Below are 18,999 nucleotides of genomic sequence, written 5' to 3'. Positions count from 1 at the left end.
AGCATTTCACGAGCGTGCGGGAGGAGGCGCGAATGACCGCGGTGGAACATGACGCCGACGTCATTGTCGTGGGCGCCGGTCCCGGTGGGTCAGCTACTGCGTACCACCTGGCTCGGCACGGCGTACGGGTGCTGTTGTTGGAGAAGACCGAGTTCCCGCGGGAGAAGGTCTGCGGCGACGGGTTGACCCCGCGCGCGGTGCGCCAGCTCGTCCGGATGGGTGTGGACACCTCGCCCGAGGCCGGCTGGCTGCACAACCGCGGCCTGCGGGTCATCGGCGGCGGCGTGCGCCTGGAGCTGGACTGGCCCGAGCTGGCCAGTTTCCCCAACTACGGCCTGGTGCGCACGAGGCTGGACTTCGACGACCTGCTCGCCCAGCGGGCGGTGGCCGCCGGCGCCAAGCTCCGGACCAACGTCAACGTGCTGGGTCCGGTGCTCGACGGTGACGGCCGGGTCACCGGCGTCGAGGCGGAGGTCGGGCCGGGCAAGGAACCGGCCACGTTCCACGCCCCGCTCGTCGTCGCCGCGGACGGCGTCTCCGGCCGGTTCCCGCTCGCGCTCGGGCTGGCCAAGCGGGAGGACCGGCCGATCGGCGTGGCCGTCCGCCGCTACTACCGCTCGCCGGCCAAGCACGAGGACAACTACCTGGAGTCCTGGCTGGAGCTGCGCAGCAAGGACAGCGGCGACAACCTGCTGCCCGGGTACGGCTGGATCTTCGGCCTGGGCGACGGCCGGGTCAACGTCGGCCTCGGGGTGCTCAACTCGTCCTCCGCGTTCGGCAAGACCAACTACCGCCGGCTGCTCACCGACTGGCTCGCCAACACCCCGGAAGACTGGGGGATGACCGACGAGACGAACGCCGACGGCCCGATCCTCGGCGCCGCGCTGCCGATGGGCTTCAACCGGGTGCCCCACTACACCCGAGGGGTGCTGCTGGTCGGCGACTCGGGCGGCATGGTCAACCCGTTCAACGGCGAGGGCATCGCGTACGCGATGGAGTCCGGCGAACTGGCCGCGGAGGTCATGGTCCAGGCCCTCGCCCGGCCGGCCGGGCCGGAGCGGGAGCGGGCGCTGCTGGCGTACCCGAACGAGCTGAAGGCCCGCCTCGGCGGCTACTACCGGCTGGGCGGCATCTTCGTGAAACTGATCGGCCGCCCGGAGATCATGCGGATCGCCACCAAACACGGCATGCCGCACCCGACGCTGATGCGTTTCGTGCTCAAGCTGTTGGCCAACCTGACCGACCCGCGTGGCGGGGACGCGATGGACCGGGTCATCAACGCGATGACGAAGGCCGCGCCAGCTGTCTGAGTAGGACGGCATCGGTGCTGGTCACGGCCCCGACGCTGACAAAGATCGACCCCCGCCGACTGCCACTGCGAGGGACGTGAATAGTGTGATTTTCGTCAAGCACCGAGGGCAGGGAAGGACGAGCAGGAGAAAACGATGTCGCTCTCGCCTTACGCACCGATCATCGGGCTGTTCGCCCTCGCCGCGGCGTTCTCGCTGTTTTCCGTCGGCGCCGCCCGCTTCGCCGGTCCCCACCGCTACAACAAGGCCAAACTCGAGGCTTACGAGTGCGGCATCGAGCCCAGCCCGCAGCCGGTCGGCGGCGGCCGGTTCCCGATCAAGTTCTACCTGACGGCGATGCTCTTCATCGTCTTCGACATCGAGATCATCTTCCTCTACCCCTGGGCGGTCTCGTTCGACGCCCTGCCGATCTTCGGCTTCGTGGAGATGGTCCTGTTCATCGTCGCGGTCTTCGTTGCGTACGCCTACGTGTGGCGGCGCGGCGGCCTGGACTGGGACTGAGGAAGGAACGTCAGATGGGCATCGAGGAGAAGCTTCCCGCCGGCGTCCTGCTCACCTCGGTGGAGAAGCTGGTCAACTGGTCCCGGAAGTCGTCCGTGTGGGGCGCCACCTTCGGCCTGGCCTGCTGCGCCATCGAGATGATGGCCGCCGGTGGTCCGCACTACGACATGGGCCGCTGGGGCATGGAGGTCTTCCGGGCGTCCCCCCGGCAGGCCGACCTGATGATCGTGGCCGGCCGGGTGAGTCAGAAGATGGCTCCGGTGCTGCGCCAGATCTACGACCAGATGGCCGAGCCCCGCTGGGTGCTCTCCATGGGCGTCTGCGCCAGCAGCGGCGGCATGTTCAACAACTACGCGATCGTGCAGGGCGTCGACCACGTGGTGCCGGTCGACATGTACCTCCCCGGCTGCCCGCCCCGGCCGGAGATGCTCATCGACGCGATCCTCAAGCTCCGCGAGAAGATCATGTATGAGCCGCTCGGCCCGAACGGTCGCAAGATGCTGGCCGCCCGCCAGGAGCGCGGCGACGTTCCGATCGTGCCCTACGGCTCCATGCCCTCCTCGTACCGCAGCGACAAGGCCCGCCGTGCCGAGTGGACCCGGGCGGTCCGCGAGGGCCGCGAGGAGCAGTTGCGGATCGAGAACTGGATGAACGCTCAGAACCACCTCCACCCGCAGGCAGGCCCCAAATGACGTCACCCACGGACAAGCCCAACGACGGCGGGGTGCCGGTGCCGGTCACGCCGGCCGGCGCCACCAGCGGTGCCCCCGCCGAGCTCCCGCCGGCCAGCCCGGCCGGTCGCGGGATGTTCGGCAACCAGGGCACCGGCGACGTGTCCGGCTACGGCGGCCTGGTCCGCCAGCGCCAGCCCATCGAGGAGGCGGCCCGGCCGTACGGGGGCTACTTCGACGAGGTCCGCGACGCGTTGGAGGAGGCGTACCCGGCCTTCGCCGACGCGATCGAGAAGGTCGTGGTCGACCGGGGCGAGCTGACCCTGCACGTCCGCCCGGAGCGGATCGCCGAGGTCTGCCAGGTGCTGCGTGACGACCTGGCGCTGCGGTTCGAGCTGTGCTCCTCGGTGTCCGGCGTGGACTACCTGGGCGCCGACGAGCGCCGGCTGCACGTGGTCTACCTGCTCACGTCGATGACGTACCGGCGTCGGGTCCGGTTGGAGGCCGCGGTCTCCGTGGCGGCCCCGCACCTGCCCAGCGTGACCGCGGTCTACCCGACGGCGGACTGGCAGGAGCGGGAGGCGTACGACATGTTCGGCATCGTCTTCGACGGCCACCCCAACCTGACCCGGATCCTCATGCCGGACGACTGGGAGGGCCACCCGCAGCGCAAGGACTACCCGCTCGGCGGTGTCCCCGTCGAGTACAAGGGCGCGGAGATCCAGCCGCCGAACGAGCGGAGGTCGTACCAGTGACGACGTCGAACTACGCGAGTGAGCGCGAGACCGACGAGGGTCGGGTCTTCACCGTCACCGGTGGGGACTGGGACACCATCGTCTCGGGCACCGACCCGATCAACGACGAGCGGATCGTCGTCAACATGGGTCCGCAGCACCCGTCCACGCACGGGGTGCTGCGGCTGATCCTGGAGCTGGAGGGCGAGACGGTCCGCGAGGCCCGATCCGTCATCGGCTACCTGCACACCGGCATCGAGAAGAACCTCGAATACCGCAACTGGGTTCAGGGCTCGACGTTCGTGACCCGGATGGACTACCTCGCCCCGATCTTCAACGAGACGGCGTACGCGCTCGCGGTCGAGAAGCTGCTCGGCATCACCGACGACATCACCGAGCGGGCCACCACCATCCGCGTGCTGATGATGGAGCTCAACCGGATCTCGTCGCACCTGGTCTGGCTGGCCACCACCGGCATGGAGCTGGGCGCGATCTCGATCATGCTGTACGGCTTCCGCGAGCGGGAGTACATCCTCGACATCTTCGAGACCATCACCGGCCTGCGGATGAACCACGCGTACGTCCGGCCGGGCGGCGTGGCGCAGGACGTGCCGGACGACGCGATCGTCAAGATCCGCGAGTTCCTCAAGATGATGCCGAAGAAGCTCAAGGAGTACGAGGACCTGCTCTCCGGCCAGCCGATCTGGACCGAGCGGACGAAGAACGTCGCGGTGCTGGACGTGACCGGCTGTGTCGCGCTCGGCATCACCGGTCCGGTGCTGCGCTCCGCCGGCCTCGCCTGGGACCTGCGCAAGACCATGCCGTACTGCGGTTACGAGAACTACGAGTTCGACGTGCCGACCCACCCCGACGGTGACGTGTGGGGCCGCTACCAGGTCCGGCTCGCCGAGATCCGGGAGTCGATGAAGCTTGTCGAGCAGGCCCTGGACCGGCTCCGTCCGGGACCGGTGATGGTCGCCGACCGCAAGATCGCCTGGCCGGCGCAGCTCGCCATCGGCGTGGACGGCATGGGCAACTCGCTGGAGCACGTCGCGAAGATCATGGGTCAGTCGATGGAGTCGCTGATCCACCACTTCAAGCTGGTGACCGAGGGCTTCCGGGTTCCGCCCGGCCAGGTGTACGTCGCCATCGAGGCGCCCCGCGGCGAGCTGGGCGTGCACGCGGTCTCCGACGGTGGCACCCGGCCGTACCGGGTGCACTACCGGGAGCCGAGCTTCGTCAACCTCCAGGCTCTCCCGGCGATGGCCGAGGGTGGCCTGATCGCCGACGTGATCGCCGGCGGCGCCTCGTTGGACCCGGTCATGGGGGGTTGTGACAGGTGAGTGCGAGGAGTGAGCTTGCGAGCCCCGCAGTCGCGAACGGGAAGGCGACGCCGATGAGTGTTTTCACTGACGAGACCCGGGAGCGGGCGCGCGAGATCATCGCCCGTTACCCGGCGGACCGGTCCCGCTCGGCGTTGCTGCCGCTGCTGCACCTGGTGCAGGCCGAGGAAGGTTACGTCTCCCCGGCCGGGGTCACGTTCTGCGCCGAGGTGCTGGGGTTGAACAAGGCCCAGGTCGGCGCGGTGGCCACCTTCTACACGATGTACAAGCGCAAGCCGACGGGTGACTTCCTGGTCAGCGTCTGCACCAACACCATGTGCAACGTGCTCGGTGGTCAGGAGGTCTACGACACCCTGTCCGAGCACCTGGGCGTCGGGCACGACGAGACCACCGGCGACGGCACGATCACGCTGGAGCACGCCGAGTGCCTGGCGGCGTGCGACTACGGCCCGGTGATGACCGTCAACTACGACTTCTTCGACGGCGTGGACCCGTCGACCGCGGTCGGTGTCGTCGACGAGCTGCGGGCGGGTGGGCGGCCGATGCCGACCCGGGGTGCCCGGCTCTGCACCCTCAAGGAGATGGCGGTGCAGCTCGCCGGTTTCGCCGACGAGCGGGACGGCGCGGTCGCCGACGGCGGGCCGGGCGAGCCGACCCTGCGCGGGCTGCGGCTGGCGCAGGAGCACGGCGTCTCGGTGCCGGGCTTCGACCCGAACACCCCGATCCGGAGCAAGGCGGAGGCGGACAAGGCCGCCGCCGAGGCGAAGGCGAAGGCGGAGGCCGCCAAGCCGGCGCCCGTCGAGGCCAGCGCGGCGCCGGTCAAGGGTGGCGACGGGGCTTCCGCCCCGACCGGGGCGGCCGAGCCGGCCAAGCCCGCGGATGCCACCGGCAGCACCACGCGGGACGTGAAGGCACCGGACGACAAGTCGCCGCAGGTGCGTACCGCCGAGACCCGGCAGCCGGACGCGGGCACGGCGGTGCCGGACGCCCCGGGCACCAAGGTCCCGGCGGACAGCACCGCGTCCGAGCCGCGCGACGCACGGTCGGCCGAGGCCGCCGGTGTGGCGGCCAACCCGCCGGCCGGCGACGGCAAGCCCGCCGGCGACGAGGCCGGGGCGCAGGAGCGCAACCTCACCGAAGCGAAGGCTGGTACGGACGCCGACGGCGCCGGACCGGCGGACGCGAACGAAACGGGGGCACAGAAGTGACCACTCCCCGCCCGGAGACCGTGGCCAAGCTGACGCCGGTGCTGACCAAGCGCTGGCTGTCGCCGGATGCGTGGCGCATCGGCACGTACGAGCAGCTCGACGGCTACGCCGCCCTGCGTAAGGCGCTCAAGGCCCACCCGGACGACCTGATCCAGCTGATCAAGGATTCCGGGCTGCGCGGGCGCGGTGGCGCCGGCTTCCCGACCGGCCTCAAGTGGGGCTTCATCCCCCAGGGCGACGGCAAGCCGCACTACCTGGTGGTCAACGCCGACGAGGGCGAGCCGGGCACCTGCAAGGACCTGCCGCTGATGACCCACGACCCGCACGCGCTGGTCGAGGGCGTGATCATCGCGTCGTACGCGATCCGGGCCAGCCGCGCCTACATCTACATCCGGGGCGAGGCGGTGCACGCCGCGCGTCGGCTGCGCAACGCCGTCCAGGAGGCGTACGACAAGGGCTACCTGGGCCGCAACATCCTGCGCAGCGGCTACGACCTGGAGCTGGTGGTGCACTCCGGCGCCGGGGCGTACATCTGCGGCGAGGAGACGGCGCTGCTGGACTCGCTTGAGGGTTTCCGGGGGCAGCCCCGGCTGCGCCCGCCGTTCCCGGCCACCCACGGCCTGTACGCGAGCCCGACGGTGGTGAACAACGTCGGCACCATCGCCAGCGTGCCGCCGATCGTGCTCGGTGGGGCCGACTGGTGGAAGTCCATGGGCACCGAGAAGTCCTCCGGGCCGATGATCTACTCGCTGTCCGGCCGGATCGTCAACCCGGGTCAGTACGAGTGCTCGATGGGCGTCACGCTGCGCGACCTGCTGGAACTGGCCGGTGGTATGCAGCCCGGTCACAACCTGCGGTTCTGGACCCCGGGCGGCTCGTCCACCCCGCTGCTCGCCGCCGAGCACCTGGACGTGCCACTGGACTTCGAGGGCGTGGCGGCGGCCGGCTCGATCCTCGGCACCACGGCCACCCAGATCTTCTCCGACCAGGACTGCCCGGTCTACGCGACGTACCGGTGGCTGGAGTTCTACCACCACGAGTCGTGCGGCAAGTGCACCCCGTGCCGGGAGGGCAACTACTGGATGGTCCGGGTCTACCGGCGGATCCTCGCCGGTCAGGGCACCCACGAGGACCTGGACACCCTGCTGGACACCTGCGACAACATCCTCGGCCGCTCGTTCTGCGGCCTGGGTGACGGCGCCACCAGCTCGGTGACCTCCTCACTGAAGTACTTCAAGCAGGACTACCTCGACTACATCGAGGGACGGACCGCACCGAAGCTGTCAGAGAAGACCCTGGTAGGGGCGCACTGATGACTGATGTAGCAAAGAAGACCGAGACCGTCACCCTCACCATCGACGGCGTCGAGGTCACCGCCCCCAAGGGGACGCTGCTGATCCGGGCCGCCGAGCAGATGGGCACCGAGATCCCCCGGTTCTGCGACCACCCGCTGCTGGCCCCGGCCGGCGCGTGCCGGCAGTGCCTGGTCGAGGTGGAGGGCCAGCGCAAGCCGGTGGCTTCCTGCACCCAGACCGTCGCCGACGGCATGGTCGTCCGGACCCAGCTCACCTCGCCGGTCGCCAAGAAGGCGCAGGAGGGGGTGATGGAGCTGCTGCTGCTCAACCACCCGCTGGACTGCCCGATGTGTGACAAGGGCGGCGAGTGCCCGCTCCAGAACCAGGCGATGTCCACCGGTCGCACCGACTCGCGCTTCCACGAGCACAAGCGGGAGTACGAGAAGCCGATGGCGATCAGCAGCCAGGTGCTGCTGGACCGCGAGCGTTGTGTCCTCTGCCAGCGGTGCACCCGGTTCTCCGAGGAGATCGCCGGCGACAAGTTCATCGACCTGATGGGCCGGTCGTCCGCCGAAGAGATCAACATCTACCGGGACGACGCGTACGGCGAGGAGGGCGACGAGGGCGACGTTCCGTTCAACTCCTACTTCTCCGGCAACACCGTGCAGATCTGCCCGGTGGGGGCGCTGACCGGTGCCCAGTACCGGTTCCGGGCCCGCCCGTTCGACCTGGTCTCCAGCCCGAGCGTCTGCGAACACTGCTCGGCCGGCTGCGGGCAGCGCACCGACTGGCGACGCGGCAAGGTGCTGCGCCGGCTGGCCGGCGACGAGCCGCAGGTCAACGAGGAGTGGAACTGCGACAAGGGTCGGTGGGGCTTCCAGTACACCCGCGCCACCGATCGGCTGACCACCCCGCTGGTTCGCGACGAGCGCACCGGTGAGCTGCGCGAGGCGTCCTGGAGCGAGGCGCTCACCGTGGCCGCCGAGGGGCTGCACGCCGCTCGCGAGGGTGGCCAGGGCACGGCGGTTCTCACCGGCGGCCGGCTGACCGTCGAGGACGCGTACGCGTACGCGAAGTTCGCCCGGGTCGCCCTGAACACCAACGACATCGACTTCCGGGCCCGGCCGGTCTCCCGCGAGGAGGCCGACTTCCTGGCCAGCTCGGTCGCCGGGGTCACCGACGTCACCTACACCGACGTGGAGAACGCGCCGGCGGTGGTGCTCGTCGGCCTGGAGCCGGAGGAGGAGTGCCCGATCCTCTTCCTGCGGCTGCGCAAGGCGTACCTGAAGAAGACCCTGACGGTGTACGCGCTGGCACCGTTCGCCACCCGCGGCCTGGAGAAGCTCGGCGCGAAGCTGGCCCGGGTCGTGCCGGGCGAGGAGGCCAGCGTGCTCGCCGAGCACGCCACGGTCGACGAGGCGCTGAGCGCACCGGGCGCGATCCTGATCGTCGGCGAGCGGCTGGCAAGTGTGCCGGGCGGGCTCTCCGCCGCGGCGGACGTGGCCCGGCGTACCGGTGCGAAGCTGGCCTGGGTGCCGCGGCGCGCGGGTGACCGCGGCGCCGTCGACGCGGGCTGCCTGCCCAACCTGCTCCCCGGTGGACGGCTGGTCAACGAACCGGCCGCCCGCGCCGAGCTGGGTGAGGCGTGGGACATCCCGGCCGGGGTGATCCCGAGCCAGCCCGGTCGGGACACCGACGGCATCCTCAACGCCGCCGCCAACGGGCAGCTAGGTGCGCTTGTCGTCGGCGGGGTCGACCCGGCCGATCTGGCCGACCCGCGACTGGCCGAGGCCGCTCTGGACACGGTGCCGTTCCTGGTCAGCCTGGAGCTGCGCCCCACCGCGGTGACCCGGCGGGCGAACGTGGTGCTGCCGGTCGCCCCGGTGGCCGAGAAGGCCGGCAGCTTCCTGGACTGGGAGGGTCGGCTGCGCCCGTTCGAGGCGGTGCTGACGACTGCGGCGATGACCGACGGTCGGGTGCTCGACGCGCTGGCCGCGTTGCTCGACGTGCGGCTCGGCACCGCTGACGTGCCGAGCGTGCGTCGCGAGTTGGGTGCGCTGCCGGCGACGCGTACGTCGCGACCGTCCGCGCCGTCGGTGGCGCCGGGCCGGGTGCCGCACCCGGGCGACGGGGAGGCCGTGCTGGCCACCTGGCACCAACTGGTGGACCTCGGCAGCCTGACCGAGGGCGACGAGAACCTCGCCGGCACCGCTCGCCCGCCGGTGGTCCGGTTGGGCAAGGGCACCGCCGAGGCGCTCGGTGTGGTCGACGGTGACGCGGTCACGGTCGGCACCGACCGGGGGGCGCTGACCCTGCCGGCCGAGCTCACCGAGATGCCGGACGGCGTGGTCTGGCTGCCGACCAACTCACCCGGCTCGACCGTGCGGCGCAGCCTCGGGGCGACGTCCGGCGCGGTCGTCCGGATCTCCGTCCCCGCGACGGGAACGGCCATCCCGGCCGGACGCGTGGCGGCCGACGAGACCGGTCTCCCGCTCCTCAACTCCGGGGGTAACCAGTGACTCCGTCAATCCTGGCCCAGGATCCGACGCTTGCCGATTTCGGCCGGGATCCGTGGTGGCTGGTTCTCGGCAAGATCGTCTTCGCGTTCGCCTTCGGTCTGCTGGCCACCCTGCTCGGTGTCTGGTTCGAGCGGCGCGTCGTCGGTTACATGCAGGTGCGGCCCGGCCCCAACCAGGTCGGTCCGTTCGGCCTGCTGCAGACCCTCGCCGACGGCCTGAAGATGGCCTTCAAGGAGGACATCCTGCCGAAGGCGGCCGACAAGGTCGTCTACTTCTTCGCCCCGACCATCTCGGTGATCTGCGCGGTCACCGCCCTGTCGGTGGTGCCGTTCGGCCCGATGGTGAGCATCTTCGGCCACCACACGCCGTTGCAGGTCACCGACGTGCCGGTGGCGGTGCTGCTGCTGCTGGCCTGCTCGTCGATGGGCGTCTACGGCATCGTGCTCGGCGGCTGGGCCTCCGGTTCGACGTACCCGCTGCTCGGTGGGCTGCGGTCGAGCGCCCAGATGATCTCCTACGAGGTCGCCATGGGCCTGAGCATCGTGGCGGTCTTCATGACCGCCGGCACGATGAGCACCAGCGGGATCGTCGCCGCACAGGGCGACGGCACCGAGCTGAGTGTCTTCGGTCAGACGATCCCGGCGCCGGGCTGGTACGCGATCCTGTTGCTGCCCAGCTTCGTCATCTTCTTCATCGCCACCGTGGGTGAGACCAACCGGGCGCCGTTCGACCTGCCCGAGGCCGAGTCCGAGCTGGTCGCGGGATTCATGACGGAATACAGCTCGCTGAAGTTCGCGCTCTTCATGCTCAGTGAGTACGTCGCGATGGTGACCATGTCCGCGGTCACCACCACGCTGTTCCTCGGCGGTTGGCGTGCACCCTGGCCGATCACGCTGTGGGAGGGCGCCAACTCCGGTTGGTGGCCGATGCTCTGGTTCTTCGGCAAGGTGATCGCGCTGGTCTTCGTGTTCGTGTGGCTGCGCGGCACGCTGCCCCGCCTGCGCTACGACCAGTTCATGCGCCTCGGTTGGAAGGTGCTGCTGCCGATCAACCTGGTCTGGATCCTGGTCCTGTCGGGCCTGCGGTCCATCGAGGACTGGGACTCGCGCGGCAAGGTGATCGCGGTCGGCATCCCGGCCGGCATCCTGCTGATCGTCACGATCTTCTGGCCCAGCCGGCGTCCGAAGCCGAAGCCGACGACGCAGGAACAGGTCGACAACCGGCCGTACGGGAGCTTCCCGCTGCCACCGATGGATCTTCAGGTACCACCGAGCCCGCGTATCACGCGCGTGGTCGCCGAGCGGGAGCCGGCCAACATCGTTGCCGGCTCGGACTCCAGGGAGGTGTGACGTGGGCGCGATCACCGGAACGTTCAAGGGATTCGGTGTCACCTTCTCGCACATGTTCAGGAAGGTCGTCACGACCGACTACCCGTTCAAGCCGCCGGTGTCGGCGCCGCGCTACCACGGGCGGCACATCCTCAACCGGCACCCGGACGGCCTGGAGAAGTGCATCGGCTGCGAGCTGTGCGCGTGGGCCTGCCCGGCGGACGCGATCTACGTCGAGGGTGGCGACAACACCGACGAGCAGCGCTTCTCGCCGGGTGAGCGGTACGCCAGCATCTACCAGATCAACTACGCCCGGTGCATCTTCTGCGGACTGTGCATCGAGGCCTGCCCGACCCGGTCGCTCACCATGAGCAACGAGTACGAGCTGGCCCGGGACAACCGGCAGGACCTGATCTTCACCAAGGAGCAGTTGCTCGCGCCGTTGCTGGAGGGCATGGAGCAGCCTCCGCACCCGATGCGCCTCGGTGACAGCGAGAAGGACTACTACGTCGGCGCGTTGGACAACCCGGGCACCTCCGCCGGTGCGGAGACGTCCCCGATGGGTCCGGGCCGCTACCAGGTCGAGGAGCACCCCGGCGTGACGTTCCCGGGCGCCGAGCAGGCCGCCCAGCGCGTCGCGGCCGGCAAGGGAGAGGAAGCATGACCACGTCTACGGTGCTCGCCGCCGCCGGTACGGTGTCCGGCGGCGAGGCGGTCACCTTCTGGATCCTCGCCCCGCTCGCGCTGATCGGCGCGATCGGGATGGTGGCCGCGCGCAACGCCGTGCACTCGGCGCTGTGGCTGGTGCTGACCATGCTCTGTCTGGGCGTGTTCTACGTGCTCCAGGCCGGTCCGTTCATCGGCATGGTGCAGATCATCGTCTACACCGGCGCGATCATGATGCTGTTCCTCTTCGTGCTGATGCTCGTCGGTCGGGACTCGACGGACTCGCTGATCGAGACGCTGCGGGGCCAGCGGGTCGCCGCGATCGTGCTCGGCCTGGGCTTCGCCGGCCTGGTCGCCACCGGCCTCTACCAGGCGCTGGACGGGACCACCGCGGTCGGCCTGGAGCAGGCCAACACGGAGGGGAACGTGCAGGGCATCGCCCGACTGCTGTTCACCAAGTACGTCTTCGCGTTCGAGCTGACCTCGGCACTGCTGATCACCGCGGCGGTCGGTGCGATGGTGCTGGCCCACGTCGAGCGGCGGAAGCAGGACAAGGTCGACCAGGTGTCGACCATGCGGGCGCGCTTCGCCCCGGGCAACTACCCCGGTCCGAAGCCCGGCCCCGGCGTCTTCGCGACCTCCTCGTCGGTGGCCACCCCGGCCCGGCTCCCCGACGGCCGCCTGACCGACCGCAGCACCCCGGCGATCCTCCCGCAGCGCGAGCTGACCGCCGAGGAGACCTCGCTGAAGGGCACGGACAAGTAATGGGATCGTTCTTCTCGGTCGAGCCGACCTACTACCTCGTCCTCGCCGCGGTGTTGTTCACCATCGGCGCCTCCGGGGTGCTGATCCGGCGCAACGCGATCGTGCTGTTCATGTGCGTGGAGCTGATGCTCAACGCGGCCAACCTGACGCTGGTCACCTTCAGCCGGATCAACGGTGATCTCAACGGTCAGATCATGGCGTTCTTCGTGATGGTGGTGGCGGCGGCCGAGGTCGTGGTCGGGCTCGCGATCATCATGTCCATCTTCCGGACGCGACGCTCGGCGAGTGTCGACGACGCCAACCTGCTCAAGTACTAGAGGGGTCCACCGGTGGAAGAGACTGTGGAATACGCCCAGGCCACGGGGCTGCTCGGGGGCGTCTGGCTGCTGGTGGCGATCCCGCTGCTCAGCGCGGCCATCCTGCTGCTGCTCGGCCGCCGGGCCGACCGCTGGGGGCACTGGTTGGGCGTCACCGCCATCGGTGCCGCGTTCGTGCTCGGCCTGACGTTCTTCGTCCAGCTTCGCGGCCTGGAGAACAAGTCGGTCGAGCTGAGCCTCTGGGACTTCATCGCGGTCGGTGATCTGCGGGTCGACTTCGGCCTGCTGTTCGACCCGCTGGCCGCGGTCTTCGTGCTGCTGATCACCGGGGTGGGCTTCCTGATCCACCTGTACGCGGTGGAGTACATGGCACACGACGCGGGCCGTCGCCGGTTCTTCGCGTACTTCAACCTGTTCGTCGCGGCGATGCTGCTGCTGGTGCTCGGCAACAACTACGTGATGTTGTACTTCGGCTGGGAGGGCGTCGGTCTGGCGTCGTACCTGCTGATCTCCTTCTGGACCGAGCGGCCGAGCGCGGCCACCGCCGGCAAGAAGGCGTTCCTGATGAACCGGGTCGGCGACGCCGGCCTGGCCATCGGCATCTTCATCATGTTCGCCACGCTGGGCACCACCCAGTACGACGAGGTGTTCAACGGTGTCGGCGCGCTGACCGGTGCGACCGTGCTGGTCCTCGGTCTGCTGCTGCTGCTCGGTGCGGCCGGCAAGTCCGGTCAGTTCCCGCTCCAGGCGTGGTTGCCGGACGCGATGGAGGGCCCCACCCCGGTGTCGGCGCTCATCCACGCCGCCACCATGGTCACCGCGGGCGTCTACCTGATCGCCCGGTCCAACCCGATCTTCTCCGCCAACTCGACGCTCCAGCTCGTGGTGGTCAGCGTCGGCGCGCTCACCCTGCTGATGGGCTGCATCATCGGCGCGGCCAAGGACGACATCAAGCGGGTGCTCGCCTGGTCGACGGTGAGCCAGATCGGCTACATGTTCCTCGGCGTCGGCCTGGGTGGCGGCGCGTACGCGCTGGCCATCGTGCACCTGCTGGCGCACGGGTTCTTCAAGGCCAACATGTTCCTGGGCGCCGGCTCGGTCATGCACGGGATGAAGGACCAGGTCGACATCCGCCGCTTCGGCGGGTTGTCGACGTACATGAAGGTCACCTGGTTGACGTTCATGATGGGCTGGCTGGCCATCATCGGCATGTTCCCGTTCTCCGGCTTCTTCTCCAAGGAGCCGATCATCGTGGCCGCCTTCGAGCGGGAGGACTGGACCGCCTGGCTCTTCGGCGGTGCGGCGCTGCTCGGCGCGGGGCTCACCGCGTTCTACATGACCCGGCTGTTCGTGCTCACGTTCCACGGCCCGAAGCGCTGGACCGACGACATCGAGCACCCGCACGAGTCGCCGAGGCTGATGACCATTCCGCTGATCCTGCTGGCAGCCGGTTCGGTCGGCGCTGGTTTCCTGCTGTCCACGTCGGTGCCGGACTGGCTGACGGCGACCGCCGGCCTGGGCGGCGAGCACGCGGAGCACGAGGCGGTCCTCTCGCACGCCGTGATCACCACGCTGTCGCTGCTGGTGACCGTGCTCGGCGCGGGGCTGGCCTGGTTCCTGTTCCGGGCCGGTACGGCCACCGCACCGCAGCCGGCCGGGGTGCTGGTCACCGCCGCCCGGCGCAACCTGTACGCGGACGCGGTGAACGAGGCGGTCTTCGAGAAGCCGGGCATCTTCCTCACCCGGGCGCTCGTCTACCTCGACAACCGGGGTATCGACGGGCTGGTCAACGGGCTCGCCGCCGCGGTCGGCGGTGGCTCGGGTCGGCTCCGGCGGATGCAGACCGGCTTCGTCCGCTCGTACGCCACCTCGATCCTGGCCGGTGCGCTGCTGGTGATGGCGGCGTTCCTGGCGGTCCAGGCGGGGTGGCTGGCGTGATCGACCTGTTCCCGGCCGCCCCCGCCGGCGGACCACGCAGTGACGACGGAGGTAAGGCCGCATAATGTCCAACTTCCCGTTCCTCTCGGTGCTCACCGTGGCGCCACTGGTGGGCGCCCTGGTGGTGGCCTTCCTGCCGCGCCATCGGCCGGAGCTGGCCAAGCAGGTGGCGTTCGTCTGGTCACTGCTGGTGCTGGTGCTCTCCGTGGTGATGTGGGTCAGCTTCAAGGCCGACGGTCAGCGGTTCCAGTTCCGCGAGTCGTACTCGTGGATCCCGGACTGGGGCGTCAGCTTCACGTTCGCCGCCGACGGCATCGCGTTGGTGATGCTGATGCTGATCGCGGTGCTGGTGCCGCTGGTGATCCTGGCCTCCTGGCACGACGCGGAGTCGTCGAAGCGGTCGGTGCCTGTCTACTTCGCGCTGCTGCTGGTCCTCGAGTGCACGATGATCGGTGTCTTCGCGGCCGCCGACGTCTTCCTGTTCTACGTGTTCTTCGAGGTCATGCTGGTGCCGATGTACTTCCTGATCGGCAGCTACGGCGGCCACCAGCGGCAGTACGCGGCGGTGAAGTTCTTCCTCTACTCGCTCGTCGGCGGTCTGTTCATGCTGGCCGCCGTGATCGGCTTGTGGGTGGCCGGTGGCAAGACCTTCGACTGGCAGAAGCTGTCGGAGGTCGACATCAGCACCGGCACCGGGCGGTGGCTGTTCCTCGGCTTCTTCCTCGCGTTCGCCATCAAGGCGCCGTTCTTCCCGTTCCACACCTGGTTGCCCGACGCCGGTGGGGCGGCCCCGGCTGGTGCCGCGGCCCTGCTCGTCGGCGTGCTGGACAAGGTCGGCACGTTCGGCATCCTGCGCTACTGCCTGCCGCTGTTCCCGGAGGCGTCGAAGTGGTTCGCGCCGTGGGCGCTGGCGTTGGGCGTGATCGGCATCGTCTACGCCGCGTTGCTGGCGGTCGGTCAGAACGACCTCAAGCGGCTGGTGTCGTACACCTCGATCGCGCACTTCGGGTTCATCGGGGTGGGTATCTTCGCCTTCACCACCCAGGCCGGCACCGGCGCCGTGCTCTACATGCTCAACCACGGCCTGGCCACCGGCCTGCTGTTCCTGGTGGTGGGCATGTTGATCTCCCGGCGGGGTTCCGCGCTGATCAGTGACTTCGGTGGTGCCGGCAAGCTGGTCCCGGTGCTCGCCGGGGTGCTCTTCTTCGCCGGTCTCGCCTCGCTCGCGCTGCCCGGTACGGCGCCGTTCATCTCCGAGTTCCTGGTGCTGATCGGCACCTTCACGGTGAACAAGCCGGTCGCGATCATCGCGACGCTCGGCATCATCCTGGCCGCCGCGTACGTGCTGTGGATGGTGCAGCGCACCACCCAGGGCACTCTCAACCCGACGCTCACCGAGGTCGACGGCATGCGCCGGGACCTCAACCTGCGCGAGAAGGTCGTGGTCGCTCCACTGATCGCCCTGATCGTGCTGCTCGGCTTCTTCCCCAAGCCGGTCACTGACGTGATCAACCCGGCCGTCCAGGCGACCATGGACGACATCGGCAGAACCGACCCGGCCCCGTCGGTCGGCACCGTCCAGGAGGCGGCAAAGTGACCGATTTCAAACTGCCGTCGATCGACTACGCGGCGCTCTCCCCGATCCTGATCATGCTGGGCACGGCCCTGCTCGGCGTGCTCGTCGAGGCCTTCGTGCCCCGACGCTGGCGGCACGTCGTGCAGTTGACGGTGGCGCTGGTGGCGGTGCTCGCGGCGCTGACCATGGTGGTACTCAACGCCGACGAGCGGATGATCACCGCCGGCCAGGCCCTCGCGATCGACGGTCCGACGCTGTTCCTCCAGGGCGCGATCCTGGTGCTGGCCGCGATGGCGCTGCTGCTGATCGGTGACCGCTCGGTCGAGTTGGGTGGGGCGTTCGTCGCCCAGGCCGCGGTGACCGCCGAGTCGGCCGACGACCGGCGGCAGGCCGAGGGGCGCAACGGTCTGACCGAGGTCTACCCGCTGACCACGTTCGCGATCGGCGGCATGCTGATCTTCGTGGCGGCGAACGACCTGCTGACCATGTTCATCGCGCTGGAAGTGTTCTCGCTGCCGCTCTACCTGCTCTGCGCGCTGGCCCGTCGTCGCCGCCTGCTGAGTCAGGAGGCCGCGATGAAGTACTTCCTGCTCGGCGCGTACGCCTCCGCCTTCTTCCTGTTCGGGGTGGCCCTGATCTACGGCTTCACCGCCGGTACGCCGGGCCGGGTGGCCGGCGTCGACTTCGCCACCATCAACGCGGCGGTGAGCGAGTCGCCGTCCAGCCAGGTGCTGCTCTTCGCCGGCATGGCGCTGCTCGCCATCGGCCTGCTCTTCAAGGCCGCGGCGGCACCGTTCCACGTCTGGACCCCGGACGTCTACCAGGGCGCCCCGACGCCGGTCACCGGTTTCATGGCGGCCTGCACCAAGGTCGCCGCGTTCGGTGCCCTGCTGCGTGTCTTCCACGTCGCGTTCGCCGACGCCAACTGGGACTTCACCCCGGTCCTCGGTGTGGTGGCGGTGCTGACCATGCTGATCGGCGCGGTCCTCGCGGTCACCCAGACCGACATCAAGCGGCTGCTCGCGTACTCCTCGATCGCCAACGCCGGCTACCTGCTGGTCGGTGTGCTGGCGCCGAGCCGCGACGGGCTGGCCGGCACGATGTTCTACCTGGTCGCGTACGGTTTCTCGGTGCTGGCCGCGTTCGCGGTGGTGACCCTGGTGCGCGACGCCGACGGGGAGGCCACCCACCTGTCCCGGTGGGCCGGGTTGGGCCGCCGCTCGCCGTTCTTCGCCGCCCTGTTCACCTTCATCCTGCTGGCCTTCGCCGGTATCCCGCTGACCAGCGGCTTCATGAGCAAGTTCGCGGTCTTCGGGCCGGCGCTGGAGGGTGGTCAGACCTGGCTGGTGATCGCCGGTGTGCTGACCAGCATGGTGCTGGCGTTCCCGTACCTGCGGGTCGTGGTGATGATGTGGCTGTCCGAACCGGGCGAGTCCACCCCGACCGTCACCGTGCCCGGTGGGCTCACCTCCGCCGCGTTGATGATCGGGGTACTGGCGACCCTGGTGTTGGGCGTCGCCCCGGCGCCGCTGCTCGAACTGGCCACCGGAGCTGCCGAATTCGTTCGATGACCGAGGGAACGATCACCGGGGGTTGGCGCGTGTTCACGGGCCGGCCCCCGGTGCGTATCCCCGGCCCGGAGCAGGTAGAACGGGTGTGGCATGGTTGATAGCGTGGTGAATCCGGCGGGCGAGCGTTCAGGTTCCTCCGGCTCCGGCGGTCGGCGGGGTCGGGCGAGCACGAGTCAGTTCGGCGCGCTCGGCCTCCATCTCGCCGATCCCCACGTCGAGGCGTCCGTGCTCGGTGTGCTGGACATGGTCGAGGTCGAGTTGCGGGCCAGTGTGGCGAGCACCGACCCGTTCGTCACCGAGGCTGCCCGGCACCTGCTGGAAGCCGGCGGGAAGCGCTTCCGGCCGCTGCTGGTGGCCCTCGGCGCCCAGTTCGGCGACCCCAGCGGCGCGCAGGTCGTCCCGGCCGCCGTGGTGATGGAGCTCACGCACCTCGCCACCCTCTACCACGACGACGTGATGGACGAGGCTGCCGTCCGTCGGGGCGCGCCGAGTGCGAACTCCCGCTGGACCAACTCCGTCGCCATCCTGGTCGGCGACTACCTCTTCGCCCGGGCGGCGGACATCGCCGCCGATCTGGGCCCGGAGGCGGTCCGGTTGCAGGCGCGCACCTTCGCCCGGCTCGTGCACGGTCAGATCGCGGAGACCGTCGGTCCGCGCGTCGACGACGATCCGGTGACCCACTACCTGCACGTGATCGCCGAGAAGACCGGCTCGCTCATCGCCACGTCGGCCCGGTTCGGCGGGATGTTCGGTGGCGCCCCCGCGGAGCACGTGGAGGCGCTCGCCGGGTACGGCGAGACGATCGGCGTCGCCTTCCAGCTCTCCGACGACCTGCTGGACATCGCCTCCGAGTCGGGTCAGTCGGGCAAGACGCCCGGCACGGACCTGCGCGAGGGCGTCCCGACGTTGCCGGTGCTCTACGCGCGCGCAGCGGACGACGCCGACGCGTCCTCGGTGCGGCTGCGGGAGATCCTGGCGACCGGCCCGCTGACCGACGACGCGCTGCACGCGGAGGCGTTGGGGCTCCTGCGGGAGAGCCCGGCGCTCAAGCGCGCCCGGGAGACCGTTCGCAGCTACGCCGAGGACGCCCGCGCGCGTCTGGACCCGCTTCCGCAGGGTCCGTCCCGGCAGGCCCTCGAATCGCTCTGCGACTACATCGCCGACCGCACCAGCTGACCCCTGCGGTCCGCACCCCAGCACCTCCGCCGCTCGGCGGTGATCATGAGGTTACCGCCGCAACACGCCCCCGTGTGATCC

General features: G+C 69.6%; 16 protein-coding genes. All 16 read left to right on the top strand.

Annotated features, from left to right (window positions below):
- The first annotated feature begins 32 nt into the window (after window positions 1–32).
- Window positions 33–1,310 (top strand): geranylgeranyl reductase family protein, encoded by a 1,278-nt coding sequence (locus tag AB0O48_RS05610; protein ID WP_357251493.1) that lies wholly within the window; start codon window positions 33–35, stop codon window positions 1,308–1,310.
- A gap of 135 nt (window positions 1,311–1,445) precedes the next feature.
- Entirely contained in the window at window positions 1,446–1,811 is a 366-nt protein-coding gene (locus tag AB0O48_RS05605) for an NADH-quinone oxidoreductase subunit A (RefSeq protein WP_121655464.1), read from the top strand.
- A 14-nt stretch (window positions 1,812–1,825) separates the two neighbouring features.
- Complete coding sequence (locus tag AB0O48_RS05600) at window positions 1,826–2,503, top strand: NADH-quinone oxidoreductase subunit B (RefSeq protein ID WP_124821345.1); 678 nt, start codon at window positions 1,826–1,828, stop codon at window positions 2,501–2,503.
- Window positions 2,500–3,237, top strand: a complete 738-nt coding sequence (locus AB0O48_RS05595) for an NADH-quinone oxidoreductase subunit C (RefSeq protein WP_357571910.1) — start codon at window positions 2,500–2,502, stop codon at window positions 3,235–3,237. Before AB0O48_RS05600 ends, AB0O48_RS05595 begins: the two co-directional genes overlap by 4 nt.
- Window positions 3,234–4,559 carry an NADH-quinone oxidoreductase subunit D gene (locus AB0O48_RS05590; RefSeq protein WP_357251500.1) on the top strand — a complete coding sequence of 442 codons (1,326 nt, stop codon included), beginning with the start codon at window positions 3,234–3,236 and terminating at the stop codon, window positions 4,557–4,559. Before AB0O48_RS05595 ends, AB0O48_RS05590 begins: the two co-directional genes overlap by 4 nt.
- Window positions 4,560–4,612: 53 nt before the next feature.
- Window positions 4,613–5,767: an NADH-quinone oxidoreductase subunit NuoE gene (gene nuoE / locus AB0O48_RS05585; protein WP_357251503.1), complete on the top strand. Its 1,155-nt coding sequence runs from the start codon at window positions 4,613–4,615 to the stop codon at window positions 5,765–5,767.
- A complete protein-coding gene (gene nuoF, locus AB0O48_RS05580; protein ID WP_357251506.1) occupies window positions 5,764–7,080 on the top strand; it encodes an NADH-quinone oxidoreductase subunit NuoF in 1,317 nt (438 codons plus the stop codon). The genes nuoE and nuoF overlap by 4 nt, the downstream gene beginning before the upstream one ends.
- Entirely contained in the window at window positions 7,080–9,581 is a 2,502-nt protein-coding gene (locus tag AB0O48_RS05575; RefSeq protein ID WP_357571911.1) for an NADH-quinone oxidoreductase subunit G, read from the top strand. Before nuoF ends, AB0O48_RS05575 begins: the two co-directional genes overlap by 1 nt.
- A complete protein-coding gene (gene nuoH / locus AB0O48_RS05570; protein ID WP_357251511.1) occupies window positions 9,578–10,930 on the top strand; it encodes an NADH-quinone oxidoreductase subunit NuoH in 1,353 nt (450 codons plus the stop codon). The genes AB0O48_RS05575 and nuoH overlap by 4 nt, the downstream gene beginning before the upstream one ends.
- A gap of 1 nt (window position 10,931) precedes the next feature.
- Window positions 10,932–11,573, top strand: a complete 642-nt coding sequence (gene nuoI / locus AB0O48_RS05565; RefSeq protein ID WP_112585694.1) for an NADH-quinone oxidoreductase subunit NuoI — start codon at window positions 10,932–10,934, stop codon at window positions 11,571–11,573.
- Window positions 11,570–12,340 carry an NADH-quinone oxidoreductase subunit J gene (locus AB0O48_RS05560; protein ID WP_357251515.1) on the top strand — a complete coding sequence of 257 codons (771 nt, stop codon included), beginning with the start codon at window positions 11,570–11,572 and terminating at the stop codon, window positions 12,338–12,340. Before nuoI ends, AB0O48_RS05560 begins: the two co-directional genes overlap by 4 nt.
- Window positions 12,340–12,657 carry an NADH-quinone oxidoreductase subunit NuoK gene (gene nuoK / locus AB0O48_RS05555; RefSeq protein ID WP_357251518.1) on the top strand — a complete coding sequence of 106 codons (318 nt, stop codon included), beginning with the start codon at window positions 12,340–12,342 and terminating at the stop codon, window positions 12,655–12,657. The genes AB0O48_RS05560 and nuoK overlap by 1 nt, the downstream gene beginning before the upstream one ends.
- A gap of 12 nt (window positions 12,658–12,669) precedes the next feature.
- Window positions 12,670–14,595 (top strand): NADH-quinone oxidoreductase subunit L, encoded by a 1,926-nt coding sequence (gene nuoL, locus AB0O48_RS05550; RefSeq protein ID WP_365063168.1) that lies wholly within the window; start codon window positions 12,670–12,672, stop codon window positions 14,593–14,595.
- A gap of 64 nt (window positions 14,596–14,659) precedes the next feature.
- Window positions 14,660–16,192, top strand: coding sequence for an NADH-quinone oxidoreductase subunit M (locus tag AB0O48_RS05545; protein WP_357251524.1), 1,533 nt, complete (start codon window positions 14,660–14,662; stop codon window positions 16,190–16,192).
- A complete protein-coding gene (gene nuoN, locus AB0O48_RS05540; RefSeq protein WP_357251526.1) occupies window positions 16,189–17,742 on the top strand; it encodes an NADH-quinone oxidoreductase subunit NuoN in 1,554 nt (517 codons plus the stop codon). The genes AB0O48_RS05545 and nuoN overlap by 4 nt, the downstream gene beginning before the upstream one ends.
- 90 nt (window positions 17,743–17,832) lie before the next feature.
- Window positions 17,833–18,918 (top strand): polyprenyl synthetase family protein, encoded by a 1,086-nt coding sequence (locus AB0O48_RS05535; RefSeq protein WP_357251529.1) that lies wholly within the window; start codon window positions 17,833–17,835, stop codon window positions 18,916–18,918.
- The last annotated feature ends 81 nt before the right edge of the window (window positions 18,919–18,999 follow it).

Source organism: Micromonospora sp. NPDC085948, from assembly GCF_040686315.1.
Lineage (GTDB): Bacteria > Actinomycetota > Actinomycetes > Mycobacteriales > Micromonosporaceae > Micromonospora.
Note: the sequence above shows the minus strand (reverse complement) of the source record. Positions and strands in the feature narration are given on the sequence as shown.